The 14,072-nt window shown below is 41.5% G+C and carries 17 protein-coding genes and 2 pseudogenes; 4 read left to right on the top strand and 15 right to left on the bottom strand.

The features are described 5' to 3' along the window. Positions 1 to 3 precede the first annotated feature (3 nt). The 3 genes from glmS to rpsO form a co-directional block, all read right to left on the bottom strand. Positions 4 to 1,815: a glutamine--fructose-6-phosphate transaminase (isomerizing) gene (glmS, locus tag ACWPVL_RS05720; protein WP_454387497.1), complete on the bottom strand. Its 1,812-nt coding sequence runs from the start codon at positions 1,813 to 1,815 to the stop codon at positions 4 to 6. 221 nt (positions 1,816 to 2,036) lie between these two features. Then, positions 2,037 to 2,450 (bottom strand): YjdF family protein, encoded by a 414-nt coding sequence (locus ACWPVL_RS05715; RefSeq protein ID WP_454387495.1) that lies wholly within the window; start codon positions 2,448 to 2,450, stop codon positions 2,037 to 2,039. A 477-nt stretch (positions 2,451 to 2,927) separates the two neighbouring features. Beyond that, positions 2,928 to 3,197 carry a 30S ribosomal protein S15 gene (gene rpsO / locus ACWPVL_RS05710; protein WP_001018251.1) on the bottom strand — a complete coding sequence of 90 codons (270 nt, stop codon included), beginning with the start codon at positions 3,195 to 3,197 and terminating at the stop codon, positions 2,928 to 2,930. A 274-nt stretch (positions 3,198 to 3,471) separates the two neighbouring features. Between rpsO and ACWPVL_RS05705 the strand changes: the two genes are divergently transcribed. The 4 genes from ACWPVL_RS05705 to ACWPVL_RS05690 all read left to right on the top strand — a co-directional run bounded on the left by ACWPVL_RS05705 (position 3,472) and on the right by ACWPVL_RS05690 (position 6,742). Then, the gene (locus ACWPVL_RS05705) at positions 3,472 to 4,398 is read left to right on the top strand and encodes an aldo/keto reductase (RefSeq protein WP_454387493.1); all 927 of its coding nucleotides are present in this window, start codon (positions 3,472 to 3,474) and stop codon (positions 4,396 to 4,398) included. A gap of 162 nt (positions 4,399 to 4,560) precedes the next feature. After that, positions 4,561 to 5,742, top strand: a complete 1,182-nt coding sequence (locus ACWPVL_RS05700; protein ID WP_454387491.1) for an NAD(P)/FAD-dependent oxidoreductase — start codon at positions 4,561 to 4,563, stop codon at positions 5,740 to 5,742. A gap of 13 nt (positions 5,743 to 5,755) precedes the next feature. Beyond that, positions 5,756 to 6,277 carry a DUF1697 domain-containing protein gene (locus tag ACWPVL_RS05695; protein WP_454387489.1) on the top strand — a complete coding sequence of 174 codons (522 nt, stop codon included), beginning with the start codon at positions 5,756 to 5,758 and terminating at the stop codon, positions 6,275 to 6,277. 9 nt (positions 6,278 to 6,286) lie between these two features. Then, entirely contained in the window at positions 6,287 to 6,742 is a 456-nt protein-coding gene (locus ACWPVL_RS05690; protein WP_454387487.1) for an NUDIX domain-containing protein, read from the top strand. A gap of 182 nt (positions 6,743 to 6,924) precedes the next feature. Here the strand turns inward: ACWPVL_RS05690 and ACWPVL_RS05685 are convergent. From ACWPVL_RS05685 to ACWPVL_RS05630, 12 genes and pseudogenes are all read right to left on the bottom strand, one after another. Further along, positions 6,925 to 7,236: pseudogene (locus tag ACWPVL_RS05685) on the bottom strand (TipAS antibiotic-recognition domain-containing protein); the annotation flags it as partial. Next, positions 7,225 to 7,490: pseudogene (locus ACWPVL_RS05680) on the bottom strand (helix-turn-helix domain-containing protein); the annotation flags it as partial. The pseudogenes ACWPVL_RS05680 and ACWPVL_RS05685, both read right to left, overlap by 12 nt. Before the next feature lie 20 nt (positions 7,491 to 7,510). Then, positions 7,511 to 7,840, bottom strand: a complete 330-nt coding sequence (locus ACWPVL_RS05675; protein ID WP_454387485.1) for a hypothetical protein — start codon at positions 7,838 to 7,840, stop codon at positions 7,511 to 7,513. A gap of 15 nt (positions 7,841 to 7,855) precedes the next feature. After that, positions 7,856 to 8,137 (bottom strand): hypothetical protein, encoded by a 282-nt coding sequence (locus ACWPVL_RS05670; RefSeq protein ID WP_268690364.1) that lies wholly within the window; start codon positions 8,135 to 8,137, stop codon positions 7,856 to 7,858. Between the two features lie 38 nt (positions 8,138 to 8,175). Continuing rightward, the gene (locus ACWPVL_RS05665) at positions 8,176 to 9,903 is read right to left on the bottom strand and encodes a hypothetical protein (protein ID WP_454387483.1); all 1,728 of its coding nucleotides are present in this window, start codon (positions 9,901 to 9,903) and stop codon (positions 8,176 to 8,178) included. Continuing rightward, on the bottom strand, positions 9,887 to 10,330 hold the full coding sequence (locus tag ACWPVL_RS05660) for a hypothetical protein (protein WP_454387481.1): 444 nt from the start codon (positions 10,328 to 10,330) through the stop codon (positions 9,887 to 9,889). Before ACWPVL_RS05660 ends, ACWPVL_RS05665 begins: the two co-directional genes overlap by 17 nt. A 36-nt stretch (positions 10,331 to 10,366) precedes the next feature. After that, the gene (locus ACWPVL_RS05655; RefSeq protein WP_454387479.1) at positions 10,367 to 10,756 is read right to left on the bottom strand and encodes a hypothetical protein; all 390 of its coding nucleotides are present in this window, start codon (positions 10,754 to 10,756) and stop codon (positions 10,367 to 10,369) included. Continuing rightward, a complete protein-coding gene (locus tag ACWPVL_RS05650; protein ID WP_454387477.1) occupies positions 10,749 to 11,192 on the bottom strand; it encodes a hypothetical protein in 444 nt (147 codons plus the stop codon). The genes ACWPVL_RS05655 and ACWPVL_RS05650 overlap by 8 nt, the downstream gene beginning before the upstream one ends. Positions 11,193 to 11,386: 194 nt before the next feature. Beyond that, positions 11,387 to 12,127, bottom strand: a complete 741-nt coding sequence (locus tag ACWPVL_RS05645; protein ID WP_454387475.1) for a MerR family transcriptional regulator — start codon at positions 12,125 to 12,127, stop codon at positions 11,387 to 11,389. Between the two features lie 105 nt (positions 12,128 to 12,232). Continuing rightward, positions 12,233 to 12,949: a hypothetical protein gene (locus tag ACWPVL_RS05640; protein ID WP_454387473.1), complete on the bottom strand. Its 717-nt coding sequence runs from the start codon at positions 12,947 to 12,949 to the stop codon at positions 12,233 to 12,235. A gap of 112 nt (positions 12,950 to 13,061) precedes the next feature. Further along, positions 13,062 to 13,385 carry an AzlD domain-containing protein gene (locus tag ACWPVL_RS05635; RefSeq protein ID WP_148887258.1) on the bottom strand — a complete coding sequence of 108 codons (324 nt, stop codon included), beginning with the start codon at positions 13,383 to 13,385 and terminating at the stop codon, positions 13,062 to 13,064. Further along, entirely contained in the window at positions 13,375 to 14,070 is a 696-nt protein-coding gene (locus tag ACWPVL_RS05630) for an AzlC family ABC transporter permease (RefSeq protein ID WP_454387471.1), read from the bottom strand. Before ACWPVL_RS05630 ends, ACWPVL_RS05635 begins: the two co-directional genes overlap by 11 nt. Positions 14,071 to 14,072 lie beyond the last annotated feature (2 nt).

The following is a 14,072-nucleotide window of genomic DNA, read 5'->3' as shown; positions in this document are numbered from 1 at the left end:
AGCTTATTCTACCGTTACAGATTTAGCGAGATTGCGCGGTTTATCTACATCCAAACCGCGGTGCAGAGTTGCAAAATAGGCAATCAATTGAGTCGGTACTACCATAGAGATTGGTGACAGGTAAGGGTGAACTTGGCTCAGGACAATATCGTCTCCATCCTTAGCCACATTTTCCTCCGCAATGGTCAACACCTTGGCTCCACGCGCCACAACTTCAGAAACATTTCCGCGAGTATGGCTAGCCAAAACCTCGTCTGAAAGCAAAGCTAGAACAGGGGTTCCCTCTTCAATCAGAGAAATAGTACCATGCTTAAGCTCTCCTGCCGCAAAGCCTTCACACTGAATGTAGGAAATCTCCTTAAGCTTAAGGCTGGCTTCCATCGCCACATAATAATCCTGACCACGACCGATATAAAAGGCGCTGCGAGTTTCTTCCAACAAGTCACGAACCTTGCTTTCGATCAGTTCTTTTTCAGAAAGAGTAGACTCGATAGACTGAGCTACGATAGACAGCTCATGAACCAAATCAAAATTCTTGGCTTTTTCGTTGCCATTGGCATCACCAACCGCCTTGGCCAAGAAAGCTAGGGCAGCGATTTGTGCAGTGTAGGCCTTGGTTGAAGCCACGGCAATTTCTGGTCCAGCATGGAGAAGCAAGGTATGCTTGGCTTCACGAGACAAGGTTGAACCTGGCACATTGGTTACTGTCAAGCTAGGAATGCCCAATTCATTGGCCTTGACCAAGACTTGACGACTATCAGCTGTCTCACCAGATTGGCTGATAAAGATGAAAAGTGGCTTCTTGCTCAGAAGAGGCATAGCATAGCCCCATTCTGAAGAAATGCCCAGCTCAACTGGCGTATCCGTCAACTCTTCCAGCATTCGTTTAGAAGCGTAACCAGCATGATAAGAAGTTCCAGCAGCAATGATATAAATGCGATCCGCTTCTTGGACTGTCTTGATGATGGCAGGATCAATCAGCATCTTATTATTTTCATCCGCATAAGTGCTGATCAGCTTACGCATCACGGTCGGCTGCTCATCAATTTCCTTCAGCATGTAGTAAGGATAAGTACCTTTGCCGATATCGGACAAATCCAACTCAGCTGTATAGCTACCACGTTCAAGAACATTGCCTTCATAGTCCTGCACTTCTACGCTATTAGCCGTCACGATAACCAGCTCTTTATCATGGATTTCCATGTATTCGCTGGTCTCACGAATCATAGCCATGGCATCGGAGCAGACCATGTTATAGCCTTCGCCCAAGCCAATCAAAAGCGGAGATTTGTTTTTGGCAACGTAGATCGTAGAAGGATCTTGGGCATCTACCAAGGCAAAAGCGTAGGAACCTTCGATAATGTGAAGGGCCTTGCGGAAAGCGTCAAGAACAGAGAGGCCGTCTTCTTCCGCGAATTTCCCAATCAAATGAACTGTAATTTCTGTATCTGTCTGCCCTTTAAAATCATGGCCAGCAAGGTAGTTATTTTTGATATCCAGGTAATTTTCAATCACACCGTTGTGAACCAAAACAAAACGGCCTGTCTGAGAAGTGTGAGGATGGGCGTTATTCTCACTTGGTTTCCCGTGGGTTGCCCAGCGGGTATGTCCAATACCTGTTGAGCCTGCTACATCTATGCCAATCTTGGCACGAAGATCTGCAATCCGACCAACAGACTTGATCAAGCTGGATTTTTCTCCTGTTGTCACAAAAATTCCAGCCGAATCATAGCCTCGGTATTCTAACTTTTCAAGTCCTTGCATCAAAATATCTGTTGCATTGCGGTTTCCCACAACTCCGACGATTCCACACATAGATTTATTTCTAGCCTTTTGCTGGCAAAAAGCTAGTTCCTCCTTTATTGAAAATTGGTATAGTCTTATTTATCTTTTTATCGAGAGACAAAGACATTATACACGCCGATTTGACATTTGTCAACATAAAATTGGTATAGTTTCGAGACAGGGAAATTTGTTTAAGAAACAAAAAAGTCTCCCATCGGAAGACTTTCCCATATAAATAAGAAAAACAAGGCTCAATGCCCCTTGTGCTTTTCCAACCGTTTTTGCTGTTTGAGTTCGAATTTCCTTTGCTTAGCCAGTTCTTTCTGCTGCTTGCGCTTGACTCGAGCGATTTTCTTTTGCTCTTCAAATTGCAGCTTCAGCGCTTCCTGAGATTTTGAAGAACGTGAAGCCATCTGCTCTTTTTTAGCCTGTCTCTGCAGGCGTTTAGGACTGACCGACTTAGTCTTCTCCTTCACCCTGATGCTAGGACTAAACTGCAAGCGATGATAATAATGGTTTAGAAAATCTAGCAGTTCCTGCGTGCTAGGCTCTGCACCAAAGGTGACTCGGCAAACTCTATAAGATTGAGCATGTTCCTGCTCAAAAAGACCGTGCCAAAATCCCTCTTCAAAATAAACTGTCAGCGTCATTGAAATCTTATCCATGACAGCACCTCCTTTAAAAATCCCTAAGAATGGACAACCAAGGAGGAAGGTTACTGACAAAAAATAGATTTTTTGCGTCTGGACTACCAACCAGAACTGTGTTTTTATCTTAGTAGCTACAGTCTAGCAAGATTTTCTTAAAAATTCAAGAAGAGCTAAAAATTGTACTGATAGAAGACAAAGTAAGGATAACGAAAAACCTATAAAGTCAGAGAGCTAATTTGAGCTCGGGCTAAAATCCTAGTGAAAACAAAAAAGCCCTCTGAGATCAGAGAGCTTTATTCTTGCTGGATAAAATGTTTCTAGACAAGGCGACGAGCCGAAGATTGTACGAAAATTTTAGTGAAACAAAAAATCTCCCCGAAGGGAGATGATCTGGTTTATTTTACCTTACAGTGCTAGGAAACGTAACCGAAGATTATACTTGAGTATATCGAGGTAAGGTGACAACGCAATGTAAGTGGAAAATAAAGCAGATTAACGACGAAGTCCAAGAGAGTTGATCAACTCACGGTAACGGTTAACGTCGTTTTTACGCAAGTATGCAAGCAAGTTACGACGGCGACCGATTTTCTTCATCAAACCACGGTAAGTAGCGTGGTCTTTTTTGTGTTGTTTGATGTGTTCGTTAAGGTGGTTGATTTCCCAAGTAAGGACAGCAACTTGAACCTCTACTGAACCTGTATCACCTTCGTGACGTGCATATTGTGCAATGATTTCATTTTTTTTCTCTTTTGAGATTGCCATGATAAGCTCCTTTTCTTTACGCTTCATCCGAGTGACAGGCTTGGCAATTCCTGCAACCAAGAAGAAGTTATTTGTCTTTAAGACATTCTTATTCTATCAGGAAGCCAAGTTTTTGTCAAATCTTCTAATTTTCCGACAAAGTCAGCCAAATTTCATTAGCCAAAATGAGGATTTTCTACACATTTGCTCCAAGGCTCGATCTAGCTAGTCGCTTTTTGACTTTGGAGCAGGTTTAGCTTATACTGGGATTAAGATGACACGAGGAGAAGAGCTTATGAAATATCTTGAATTCGGAGAAAGCAAGAGAGAAATTTCCCAGATTATCATAGGGCTGATGCGAATTGCCCAAATGACCCCCAAAGAGGTGGAAGAACTGGTCGAAACAGCCTTGTCAGTCGGAATTAATGCTTTTGACTTAGCCGATATCTACGGTGGAGGCAAGTGCGAAGAAATTCTGGGACAAGTGCTCAAAAATCGGCCTGACCTGCGGGCTAAGATGTGGATTCAGTCCAAGGTGGGGATCCGCATAGAAGAATTCACCTACTTTGACTTTTCCAAAGACTATATCCTAGAGGCAACAAACGGTATTTTACAGCGCTTGGGCGTGGACCACCTGGACTCTCTACTCTTGCATCGACCAGATGCCCTGATGGAGCCCAGTGAAATCGCTGAAGCTTTTGATCTGCTCAAATCTCAAGGAAAGGTCCTTGATTTTGGAGTGTCCAACCAGAATCCTATGATAATGGAACTTCTCAAAAAAGAGGTCAAGCAGCCCTTGGTGGCAAATCAGCTCCAACTGAGCGCAGCTTTCTCACCTGCTTTTGAAGCTGGCTTCCACGTCAACATGGAGGGCACAGCCGCAAATATGCGCGACGGTAGCATTTTCGAATACTGTCGCCTCAACGACGTCGTGATTCAGGCCTGGTCTGTCCTCCAGCACGGCTATTTTGAAGGCGTTTTTGTCGGTTCGGATAAATATCCCAAACTCAATGCCGTCCTGAACCGACTGGCCGACAAATACCAAATATCACCATCCGCAGTGGCTATTGCTTGGGTACTACGCTATCCAGCCCACATGCAGGCGGTCATCGGCACAACCAAGGCTAGCCGCATCATCGAATCAGCCAAGGCAGTAGATATTGAACTGACTAGAAAAGAATGGTACGAAATCTACTTGGCCTCTGGAAAAGATCTTCCTTAAAAAATGAGCCTGAAATCCGATCAATCTTCTACCAAGATGCTAGCTAAAGGACTGACAGAAAAGCTGACCAGAGCATGTCCACTGTATAGCCGAGAAGGCTAAATCACCTTGCATAAAATTAGCTAGCTTATAAAATTCCTATTTCACGAAAGGAAAAGATACATGAACCATTTTGACACAATCATCATCGGCGGAGGACCGGCTGGCATGATGGCTGCCATTTCCAGTTCTTTCTACGGGCAAAAGACCCTGCTTCTTGAGAAAAATAAACGACTGGGCAAAAAACTAGCCGGTACAGGTGGCGGGCGCTGCAACGTGACCAATAACGGCAACCTAGATGACCTCATGGCCGGCATTCCTGGCAACGGGCGCTTTCTTTACAGCGTCTTTTCCCAGTTTGACAATCATGATATCATCAACTTTTTTACGGAAAACGGCATCAAACTCAAGGTCGAAGACCACGGCCGTGTTTTCCCCGCGACAGACAAGTCCCGCACCATTATCGAAGCTTTGGAAAAGAAAATTACAGAGCTAGGTGGCACTGTTATCACCAATACTGAAATCGTCTCCGTCAAAAAATCTGATGAGCTTTTCACTGTCAGATCCAGCGACCAGACTTGGACCTGCCAGAAATTGATTGCGACAACTGGCGGCAAGTCCTACCCTTCAACTGGCTCGACTGGTTTTGGTCATGAGATTGCCCGTCATTTTAAACATACCATTACTGAGCTTGAAGCCGCTGAAAGTCCATTGTTGACAGATTTTCCTCACAAAGCGCTTCAGGGAATTTCGCTGGACGATGTGACTTTAAGTTATGGCAAGCATGTTATCACTCATGATCTGCTCTTTACCCACTTTGGTTTGTCAGGTCCTGCTGCCCTACGCATGTCCAGCTTTATCAAGGGCGGTGAGACCATCTATCTAGATGTCTTGCCTCAGATGAGTCAGCAGGATTTAGCGGACTTTTTAGAAGAACATCGGGAAAAATCTTTGAAAAATGCTTTAAAAACCTTGCTACCAGAACGCTTGACAGAATTTTTTGTGCAAGGATATCCTGAAAAAGTCAAACAGCTAACTGAAAAAGAACGCGAGCAACTTCTCCAGTCTATCAAGTCCCTCAAAATCTCTGTTACTGGTAAAATGTCCCTTGCCAAGTCCTTCGTCACCAAAGGAGGCGTCAGTCTTAAGGAAATCAATCCTAAAACTCTGGAAAGTAAGCTAGTACCTGGACTCCACTTTGCTGGCGAAGTTTTAGACATCAATGCCCACACGGGCGGTTTCAACATCACATCTGCCCTCTGCACCGGTTGGGTGGCAGGCTCAAATCCAATAAATACCAAATAAGAAAGGAAGTCCTTTGGAACATATTATTTTACTGAGAGGCGTTACTCCTAATGGAAAAAATGCTATCCCGAAAATGTCTTATTTGGTAGATATTTTGACAGAAGCTGGTTTTCAACACGTTCGAACCTATATTCAAAGTGGGAATATCATTCTTGAGAGTGACCTAGATTTAGAAGAAATACGAGAACACGTTCATACTCTGATAAAGGAAAAAATTGGGGCCGACTTAAAAATGGTTATCAAGAATAAGAACGATTTTGAAAAGATTGTTCATGAGAATCCATTTAAAGAAGAGTATCTTCATGATCGTGTGCATGTAATTCTTTATCAAGGGTTTATCCAAAGTCTGCCACTAGAAAAATTAAAAGCTGACTATGGCGAGGAAGAAATCTGTATAGGCGATCACTGTCTCTACCTCTATCTCCCTAGAACTGCAAAACAAAAAAAGCTCAATACTAACTATCTTGAAAAATTGTTTGGCGTGGATCTGACCATGAGAAAGTTAAACGTAGTGGAAAAGTTACTAACAAAATAGGAGAACAAGATGAACAGACGCGAAACAGTCGAATTTGTCAATATGTGCATGATTAAAAACGGAGACAAGGTTCTAGTCCAAGACCGAGTCAAGTCTGACTGGCCCGGCATCACTTTTCCTGGCGGGCATGTAGAGCGCGGAGAATCTTTCACCGAGGCCGTTATCAGAGAAGTCAAAGAAGAAACTGGACTGACCATATCCAAACCCCAACTTTGCGGCATCAAGGATTGGTATGATGATAAGGATTTTCGCTATGTCGTCCTTTTTTACAAGACAGAACACTTTACTGGTGAACTTCAATCTTCAGACGAAGGTACTGTTTGGTGGGAAGAATTTGAAAATCTGTCTCATCTGAAACTTGCAACCGATGATATGTCTGACATGCTTCGCGTTTTTCTAGAAGACGATTTAAGTGAATTCTTTTACTATAAAGACGGCGACGACTGGCTTTATGATTTGAAGTAAAAAATGAGGCTGGGACAAAAGTCCTAGCCTCTCAATTGTCTTTGGATTGTCGAGCAAGACGCAGTGGTTGAGTGGGCTCTACTACGCTGATTTCATCAGCTTTTACAGCCCTACTCAACTGTGCGGAGGTGGGACGACGAAATCGAATTCTAACGAATTACCGATTTCTGTCCCACTCTCATTTATTCTGCATTTGTCCGAACGTAAGCTGCAATCACATCTGATGTGTACTGGGCTGTACCTGGGCCAAATTTGTCAATATTTTCCTTAAACTCTGGGTTATAGACATAGCCTTTACCGATATGGCCGAATACTTCTATAGAGCAGTCAAAGCCATAAGTACGGATGGCTTGCAAGAGACGCGCTGCCTGCTCTTGATTTTCTGCTGCCTCAACTGGCAAGTCTTGCTGCATATTCTCTGCTAGACTTTGAAAAACTTGATTGAAGGCGGCGGCAGACTCTTCTTCCCGTCCATTTTGATGACTCAGTGCTTCCAAGTGATCTAAATCAAAGAGACCAGAAAAACGAAGGGTATCCTCTACCCATGTATGGTTTCAGTAACAGTTGCCAGACTTATACCAAAATTAAATGCCAACAAGCGTTAAGTGGGATAATAGGGTAAGTAGCACAAGTTCATTATAAGCTGGCCTTCCATACTTAAACGGCGCGGACGTCCACCTTTTCGATGTTGCTCTTGGTAAGCGGTGTGGAGGCGATCAAGCATCCGTTGAAAAGGTGATTTTTTAATTACCGAACAAGTCTACTTACTTAGTTATTTTCCTTTCTAGCATTTTTCTTGTAAAGAACGTCTAGTTGCTCCTCATAATCCCAACGAAGTTTTGAGCGCTCCTCACTGATATCATCGATTTGCTCAAGAACCTCTTTTCGAAACAACTCTGCATTAGTATCCATTTGAAAAATATCGGTATACACCTCTACAGGCAGATCTCCGTCCGCTATTCGGTATATTTCATCTTTTAATTGCTCTGTCGTATGAAGGACATAAGACAAATTGTATTCTAAATATTCCTCTTTTTTCTTTAATTCCCTCATCTTTTTATCAAACTGTTCATCTAGTCTATAAATTTCTGCATTCATCTTTATCACCTATAACTAACTTTTGATTGGACTTGTTAATTCTGGTTTTGGCATTTGCGATAGATAGTCTTTAGCTGCATTTGCTGCTTGACCTTCTAGCCCATCCGTGATATTTGTCTTATAAGTGTTTTTAGCATAATCTTGCAGTTCTTGTGCTTTGGTATTTAACGTTTGTTGAAGCGCCTCTCTCTTGGCCTTAGCAGCTGCTACAGATGCTGTAACAGACGCTTTTATAGCTGCTCTTTGTTGACTCTTCAATATTTCTATTATAATATTTTCACTTATTTTTTCTGCCATAATTACCCTTTACTTATATCATTTAAACTTGAGTACAATCAAGACAAGGCTGCCAAAATATCTCTAGCACTTTGAGCATCTACTTGCTCAAGATTTTGTGCACACTGAATCAAGCTTTGAGAGAAATTAGTTATCTTAGTTTCAAATTCTTTTAAATGACTGATATTTAATTCGTTAATCCCTGAATCCCACAAGTTTTCAAAGGACAGTTCTGACATTAGTCCCTCTATCTCCGAAGCAGACAACAAACTTCCTAGAGTCTCAATAGCACTTCTCTTAGATTCGATAAATTCCTTAAGATTCGATTCGGCATCAGCCAAGGCAGTTTTCACTTCAGATATCTTTTGTTCAATATCTGAGCTCGCCAATTCTACAGCTGTATACAGCAACTGAGTCCTTAGCAAAATGCGCTCGTTGTAACTGCCTGCACGCTTGATTCTCTCGTGTAAATTATTCGGATTATTAAGATCGAGATTCTTTCGATCCCAAGCCAAGGACTCCTTCTTTGCATCCTTAATGATTTTCGCATACTCTTTTTGATAATCCTGAAATACTTTTGAGAGTTCATCTTTATTGTTATAAAGATCAACAAGATCTTTATAACTTAGTCCTAATCTATCTTTTACAGTAAGGAACGCTTTGATAATTGTAGACTGATCCTTTCCATCAAGTAACAATTTGGCTAATTTACTAAACTCCTCAGGACTCATGGTTACTAGTTTTTCAATCGCTTTTTCTGGAACATATTTTTTTAAATTTTCAATGCTCTTTTTGTCTAATTCCGCAAGTTTATGACCTGCTTTCCATAACTCAGGATGGTAGTCCTCAGAAACAACCAAGAGATTTCCCTTACTATCTATCTGATAAGCGCCAAAGTCATGGGAGGAATGTTTATCCATCATATTTGTATATTCAATCGGAACTACCACTCTGACATCACCAAGTTGCTGTTCCCAAGGTTTCTCACGGTTAAGCATACTAACAGGATCAAAGGGATTAACATAATAAATCGTTTTATCGCTCAATTGCTTGATTTTATCATCACTATAGCCTGCTTTTTTAAAACTATTTGTAGGATCTGGACCATCAAAAAGAACAATCTGACCAACCTTATTCAACTCTTTCTCATTAAGACCTGCGGCCCCTTGTATCGAAGTCATCGTCCCCAATGAATGAGCTGTTATATCCATCTTGGCATCTGGTGCTGCATATTGATTTAGTTCCGCAATTTTGGCCTTCATGCCTCCAGTAGCGTGTTTGGCTTGAGGAATAATTGCGTCTGTCAGAGCAAAAGCTGCATCATTGTAAACCCAGTCTTGAAAATTGAAATCACTTGGGTTATAAGTCTTCAAGTACTTAAACCCATCCTTTTGCACCTTATTTATATCAATTCCAAAACCATCACTCCCACGAACAGCAAAATAGGTCTGTTTCGTATTTGGGTTGATTGTATCTGTATCCGTGACATAGTAGGCATTGTAGCCTGTCTTTTTGTCTTCAAGCAGTCCTTCATTGTCAGGTTGAAGATAAACCTTCCCTTGGTTGGGGAGATCAGTGCCACCACCTTGGGTAAGTTGACCTTTGCTATCTTTTCCATCTATAGAGAAGTCAAATAATACAGATTTATTTTTTTTTAACTTATTTTGCTGGTCTCTATTCAATTGGCCAAAAGCAAAGTTTGTAGGCCTATCTCTGTAGGCCGATTCTGCTAATGAAGCATATAGATTATCAAAACTTTTTAAATTCCAATTAGGCAATAGGATCACCTCCTATCGTAGGTCCATGGAGCATAAACATCCCCTCCATATCAATTGACTTATCATCATTAATTGGTATATCTACTCCCCAACCAGAGTCTTCAATATTATTTATACGCCCAAAAACATTAATATAATACTCGGGATTTGTAAGACCGCCATCACTCCATTGCGTCTCTTCCCAATCAATCTGAACTGATTCAACCTTTGGATTTTGAGCTTTCACATAATCTATAATTTCCTGCTCATGTTCTTTGAGATAGGCAAGCTGTTTTTGCTTAATGGCTTCATTTTCATCTTTGATATCCTTTTTTGAAGAAGCAACTTTCTTATCTTGTTTATTGTTTTCTTTTTGAGTCATGCTACACCCTCCTATGCCTGCTAGCGCTACGATTGATGCGACGGTTGCAAGTATGATTTTCGTTCGTTTAGTCATAGCTACTCCTTGTATTGTTTTATTAATATTATACTGCTAATTTTTTTGTCTAGCAACACCAAGAAAGTTATTAGCTCTATTTTGAATCTTTTTGCTAATGTCAAACTGAATAACTTCAAATACGTAGCTTATGACATAGTAGGCATTGTAGCCTGAATTTTTGTCTTCGAGCAGTCCTTGATTGTCAGGTTGAAGATAAACCTTCCCTTGGTTGGGGAGATCAGTGCCACCACCTTGGGTAACTTGACCTTTTTTATCTTTTGCATCTATAGAGAAGTCAAATACTAAAGACTTACCAGAATTAAGTATCTTTTGTTCTTTAGGAAGCAATTGTTCAAAACTAAATCCATTCGGTCTATCCCTATAGGCTGATTCCGCTAATGAAGCATATATATTATTAAAATTCTTCAAATTCCAGTTAGGCAAAAAGATCACCTCCTATTCTTAGTGGATTACTAAGAAACATTTCATCCATATTTAATGTCCCATCATCGTTTATTGGAATTAATGTTCCCCAACTTGAGCTCTCAATATTATTGATACGCCCAAAAACATTAATGTAATACTCGGGATTTGTAAGTCCGCCATCACTCCATTGCGTCTCTTCCCAATCAATCTGAACTGATTCGACTTTTGGACTTTGAGCTTTTACCAAATCTATAATTTCTTGCTCATGATTTTTTAGATAAGCGAGCTGTTTTTGCTTGATAGCTTCCTTGTCATCTGTGATATGCTTTTTTGAAGAAGTGACTTTCTTATCTTGATTATTGTTTTCTTTTTGAGTTACAGCGCATCCTCCTAGGCTTACTAGCGCCACTATTGATGCAATTGTTGCAATTATGCTTTTCGTTCGTTTTTTCATAGCTCCTCCTTGATTTTTTTGATCCCCTACTTGCTTTCTAATGCCACAAATCAACAATTTGAAATTTTCTGAGTTTAATTTTAAAGCTTTTTCGTATGCTGTTTCTATGAATTAAGTATAACATTTTTCACTTGCCGAACAAGCCTAATACTTAGAACTAGTAATAATCGGCAGAAAGAACTCTGCCGATTATTTTATTTGCTCTGACTTTTAACATACTGAACAATCACATCTGCTGTGTACTGAGCTGTGCCCGGAGCGAATTTATCGATATTTTCCTTAAACTCTGGGTTATAGACATAGCCTTTACCGATATGACCGAAGACTTCAATAGAGCAGTCAAAGCCGTAAGTGCGAATAGCTTGCAAGAGCTGGACTGCCTGCTCTTGATTTTCTGCTGCGTCAACTGACAAGCCTTGCTGCATATTATCTGCTAGACTTTGAAAAACTTGATTGAAGGCAGCGGCAGACTCTTCTTCACGTCCATTTTGACGAGTCAGTGCTTCCGACATGACTTCTTGACCGTATTCTTCGACTGCTTTTTGGTGGTATTTTTGATTGTCTTCGTAGGTAAAGCCTGCGAATTTTTCTTTCATTGTCATCTTTCTTTCTCCTTTTTCTTCTTGAATGGTTTTTTGTAAGGTGGAAATCAAGGTATCCAAGCGGTCTCTTTCCTGCTGCAAATACTCTAACTGCCTGACCAGATGCGGCAATAAGGCCTGATCGTCCTGACTCAGTAGCTCTGCTATTTTCTCCAAAGAAAAACCCAGATACTTATAGTAAAGGATAACCTGCAACCTCTCTAGATCAGCTTGACTGTATGTCCGATAGCCATTTTCTGATTTGACAGGAACTAAAAGTCCGATTTTGTCGTAATGATGCAGGGTTTTGACAGAGACTCCCGAAAGCTGCGCAGCTTCTTTGATATGGTACATGATAGACCTCCTTACCACTATAGTATAAGCCCTGACCTTAGGGCAGAGTCAAGCTTTTTTATAAAAAAATGAACTCCCTGATAAAGCATGAGGGAGTTATCCTGATTATTTTTTGGTCAAAGAAAAGCCAAAAGCATGATAGTTAGAGTAATCCATCGGCTGATCAACAGGCCCGGTAAATAAAACAGATGTGTATTGGCCATTTTCTAGGATAAAGCCTGCTTCTGCCCTTCCAACGCCGCCAAGCCCTGTTATCCCTGGTAGCAAGGCCCGATAATCACCGGAAATCAGCTCCCAGCGATAAAGATTTTGGCTAACTTTAACAGCTCTTGCTACAGCTTTGACATCATTCATATCTTCGAAGCTGCCAAAATTGGCTTGCGCACGCAGGCTACCGTCTGAACTTACGGTCAAGGTTACAGAGTCGGACTGAGGACTGCTTCCTTGCCAGACGCCGACTAAGGCTGCTGGAATAAGGGTGTCCTCTGTTTGAGAGTCAGCGCCACTCGGCTTTGGTGCGCTTACCTGACTTGAATCAGCTGTACTTGCTTGACTGGAGCTTGGCACTTCCTCCTTAGCAGAAGATGAATCTTGGCTTGCTACAACTTGACTGGAGGAAGCTTGACTTGAAGAAGCCTTGGTTGAGCTACTAGTGCTCGTCGTTTGGCTAACCTTGGCAGTCGAGGAAGTCTTTGGTGTTTCAGTTTTTGGTGAACCACAAGCAGCCAAAGACAGAGATAAAGACAGAAATAAAGAAGAATAAATCCACTTGGATAAGGACGATTTAGCCATCACAATGACCCCTTTTCTATTTTCTGCCATTATTATAGTCTTTTATATTACAAAAATCAAGAATTTTTGTAATATTTTGTAACCTTTTTGAAATATTTTAACAAAGCACTCTCTTAAAACTTTCCCTCTAATAAAGTAGTTTCTAAAAAACAAGCCGCAAGAGGGCAACCAAAACGACACCGAAAATAACAGTCGCAATCAGATTTCGATACTTAAAAGCCACATAAGTCGTCGGAAAAACAGCCAGCAAATCCAGCCATTTGAAGCTAGGGAGATGCCCAGACTGGGCAGTGGTGACGCTGGATAAAATCAGGGCAAAGATAATGGACACTGGCAAAAATTTCAGAAAACGCTCAACAATAGGCGGAAGTCCTTTATATTTTACCAAGATAAAAGGTAGGACCCGTGGAAGCCATGTGACTAGGGCTGAGCAAAGAATAGCCAGCAAAATATACTTACTTATCATCTAAGAACACCCCCACCGTACAGCCTAACAGAGTCGCAAAGAGTACCGCCAGCGAATTTTGAATCAAGATTGTCAAGGCCAAATAGGAAATCCCAACGACCAGCAAAACAGACAGCAGCTTCTTCATGTCAATCCGCCGGAGCATAATCAGAAACTGAGAAGAAAAAATTCCAATAAACATTGCAACCAAAGCAAAATCTAGACCAAAGCTTTCAGGATTGGGCAGAAGGGCACCAAGGGCAGTTCCTAAAACAGTACCTAAAATCCAAGAAGCATAACTCATGAAATTGTTACCCATCATCCAGCTAGCAGCAATCTCTTCTGTATACACCTGCTCTCCCATCAAGACCCCATAAGATTCATCTGTCAAAAAAGAGCCAATGACAATATTCTGCATCAAGCTAGACTTACGAAAAAGAGTTGATGCATGCAGACAGAGCAAAAGATGCCGGATATTTATCAGAAAAACAGTCAGTGCGATGGCCAAGACCGGCGCCTGCTGGGCAAATAAACCAATCATGGCAAACTGGGCACTGCCAGCATAAACTAGAATACTCATCAGCCCCATCTCCAAGGGATTCATATAAGGCGCCGCCATGATGCCGCAGGCTAGGCCAATCCCAATATAGCCCAGAGCCGTTGGCACTGCAGCTTGCGCCCCTTGTTTAAATGTCTGTCCGCGCATTC

This window comes from Streptococcus sp. Marseille-Q8145 (assembly GCF_965112035.1).
This window is presented reverse-complemented; position numbering and strand designations above follow the sequence as displayed.

Excerpts from the sequence above, each read along its gene's own strand:
- glmS (WP_454387497.1), bottom strand. The coding sequence starts at position 1,815 with ATGTGTGGAATCGTCGGAGTTGTGGGAAACCGCAATGCAACAGATATT.
- ACWPVL_RS05715 (WP_454387495.1), bottom strand. The coding sequence starts at position 2,450 with ATGGATAAGATTTCAATGACGCTGACAGTTTATTTTGAAGAGGGATTT.
- rpsO (WP_001018251.1), bottom strand. The coding sequence starts at position 3,197 with ATGGCAATCTCAAAAGAGAAAAAAAATGAAATCATTGCACAATATGCA.
- ACWPVL_RS05705 (WP_454387493.1), top strand. The coding sequence starts at position 3,472 with ATGAAATATCTTGAATTCGGAGAAAGCAAGAGAGAAATTTCCCAGATT.
- ACWPVL_RS05700 (WP_454387491.1), top strand. The coding sequence starts at position 4,561 with ATGAACCATTTTGACACAATCATCATCGGCGGAGGACCGGCTGGCATG.
- ACWPVL_RS05690 (WP_454387487.1), top strand. The coding sequence starts at position 6,287 with ATGAACAGACGCGAAACAGTCGAATTTGTCAATATGTGCATGATTAAA.
- ACWPVL_RS05675 (WP_454387485.1), bottom strand. The coding sequence starts at position 7,840 with ATGAATGCAGAAATTTATAGACTAGATGAACAGTTTGATAAAAAGATG.
- ACWPVL_RS05670 (WP_268690364.1), bottom strand. The coding sequence starts at position 8,137 with ATGGCAGAAAAAATAAGTGAAAATATTATAATAGAAATATTGAAGAGT.
- ACWPVL_RS05660 (WP_454387481.1), bottom strand. The coding sequence starts at position 10,330 with ATGACTAAACGAACGAAAATCATACTTGCAACCGTCGCATCAATCGTA.
- ACWPVL_RS05650 (WP_454387477.1), bottom strand. The coding sequence starts at position 11,192 with ATGAAAAAACGAACGAAAAGCATAATTGCAACAATTGCATCAATAGTG.
- ACWPVL_RS05645 (WP_454387475.1), bottom strand. The coding sequence starts at position 12,127 with ATGTACCATATCAAAGAAGCTGCGCAGCTTTCGGGAGTCTCTGTCAAA.
- ACWPVL_RS05640 (WP_454387473.1), bottom strand. The coding sequence starts at position 12,949 with ATGGCAGAAAATAGAAAAGGGGTCATTGTGATGGCTAAATCGTCCTTA.
- ACWPVL_RS05635 (WP_148887258.1), bottom strand. The coding sequence starts at position 13,385 with ATGATAAGTAAGTATATTTTGCTGGCTATTCTTTGCTCAGCCCTAGTC.
- ACWPVL_RS05630 (WP_454387471.1), bottom strand. The coding sequence starts at position 14,070 with ATGCGCGGACAGACATTTAAACAAGGGGCGCAAGCTGCAGTGCCAACG.